Genomic DNA, 701 nt, shown 5'->3' on the forward strand with positions numbered 1-701 from the left:
ATCGTTATTCCAATAAGCTTTTTTGTTAAATGTTAATTCACTTGATAAATGAAAAAAGAATCCATTTCTGATAAGGTTAAAACAACGACGAAATAACCACAGAAAGGATTCTTATAATGGCTACTTTACCGCAAATTACCCTTGATTTCAATCGCAAAATTAAATTGTCAAATGATGGAGGGGATCTGTCCTCCGATACTGGTGAATTTCTTTTTAGGGAATTCGATGAGAAAATTGGATTTTCAAAAACACTAGAAAACCATTTGAGGTTAAACGATTCTAGGGCCTATTACCTCCATTCAAACGAGAACTTATTACGTCAAAAGATTTATCAAATGATTGCGGGCTATTCCGAGGATGATGCAGCTGATCATTTAACGAAAGATCCAGTTTTCACCCAAATCATAGGAACGCCAGCGCTCGCTTCACAACCGAGTTTATCTCGTTTTTACACACGTTTTGATAAAGAGTCTATTGATCATTTAAATCAAGCAAACCAAGAATTACTTGATAAAATCCATTCATTTCGGGGGTCCGAAGCTTTATTTATCGATTTGGATTCAACCCATTCTGATACTTATGGAAATCAAGAGGATTCTTCCTACAATACGCATTATGGAACAATGGGTTTTCATCCATTGGTTGCTTTTGATGGTGCTACAGGTGACTTTCTTAAAGCGAAGCTTCGTCCCGGAAATGTA

At 36.1% G+C, this 701-nt stretch carries 1 protein-coding gene; it reads left to right on the forward strand.

Features of this window, described 5'->3' with window-relative positions; all coding sequences use genetic code 11:
- Window positions 1–116: 116 nt before the first annotated feature.
- On the forward strand, window positions 117–701 hold a 585-nt coding region (locus tag ACTNDN_RS24935; protein WP_441132576.1), incomplete at its 3' end, for a transposase.

The organism is Niallia sp. HCP3S3_B10, from assembly GCF_052064465.1.
GTDB lineage: Bacteria > Bacillota > Bacilli > Bacillales > Cytobacillaceae > Niallia > Niallia hominis.